This window comes from Verminephrobacter aporrectodeae subsp. tuberculatae At4, assembly GCF_000193225.1.
Lineage (GTDB): Bacteria > Pseudomonadota > Gammaproteobacteria > Burkholderiales > Burkholderiaceae_C > Acidovorax > Acidovorax aporrectodeae.
In genome coordinates this window covers 1-1,125 of the sequence record NZ_AFAL01000238.1, presented here as the reverse complement: position 1 = coordinate 1,125, position 1,125 = coordinate 1, and the positions used below count along the sequence as shown (strand labels likewise).

General features: G+C 70.0%; 1 protein-coding gene. It reads left to right on the top strand.

Going from position 1 to position 1,125, the window contains the following annotated elements:
• The coding region (locus tag VTU_RS26045) for a DNA repair protein RecN (RefSeq protein ID WP_010102107.1) at window positions 1-1,086 on the top strand (1,086 nt) is incomplete at its 5' end.
• Window positions 1,087-1,125: the final 39 nt, after the last annotated feature.

The window sequence follows — 1,125 nt, the reverse complement described above, 5'->3', positions numbered from 1 at the left end:
GCGCAGGGTGAATGGGACGAGCTGGAGGCGCAGCACAAGCGGCTCTCGCACGCGCAGGCGCTGCTCGACGGCGCGGGTGGCGCGCTCCAGACCCTGCAGGAGGACGAGGCCGGCGCGCTGGCCGGACTCGCGCGCGCGCAGGCACTGCTGCAAGCCCAGGAGCATATCGAGCCGGAGTTTGCCAGCCTCGCGAATATTCTTTCCTCCAGCCTGGCGCAGGCCAGCGACGTCGTGCATTCGCTCCAGTCGTACCTGGGGCACGCGCAGGTCGATCCCGAGCGGCTGGCGCAGCTCGACGCCCGGTTGGCGCTGTGGATGGCGCTGGCACGCAGGTACAAGCGCGCTCCCGGAGAATTGCCGGCGCTGCTCGAGGACTGGAAGGCCCAGCTGCACGAACTCGACGCCGCCACGGATCTGGAGCAGCTTGCCGCCGCGCAGGCCACGAGCGCCGCGGCCTACCAGGCGGCAGCGCAGGCGCTGTCCGCGGCACGCGCCAGGGCCGCACCCAGGCTGTCGCAGGCCATCACCCAGGCGATGCAGGATCTGGGAATGGCGGGCGGAAAGTTCGAGGTGTCGGTGACGAAGGCCCAGGAGGCGGCGTCGCATGGCATCGACGACGTGGTGTTTCTCGTCGCCGGTCACCCCGGCATGACGCCGAAACCCATTGGCAAGGTGGCTTCGGGCGGGGAGCTGTCGCGCATCGCGCTTGCGATCTCGGTCACGACGAGCGCGCTCGGAATGGCCCCCACCCTGATCTTTGACGAAGTCGATTCGGGCGTCGGTGGCGCCGTCGCCGAAACCGTGGGGCGGCTGATGCAACGGCTCGGCAGCGCGCGCCAGGTGCTCGCCGTCACCCACCTGCCCCAGGTGGCGGCCTGCGCGCACCACCACCTCCAGGTTGCCAAGCACAAGAGCCCGGACGGCACCAGCAGCACCGTCCAGGTGGTGCAGGGCGAGCAGCGCGTTGCAGAGATCGCACGCATGCTCGGCGGAGAACGCGCGACCGAGACCACGCTGGCGCATGCGCGTGAGCTGCTCGCCGGCGCACTAGCCGGGGAGCGGGAATGGCACCCAAAATCGTCCTGATCACGGGAATGTCGGGCTCCGGAAAATCCGTGGCCCTGC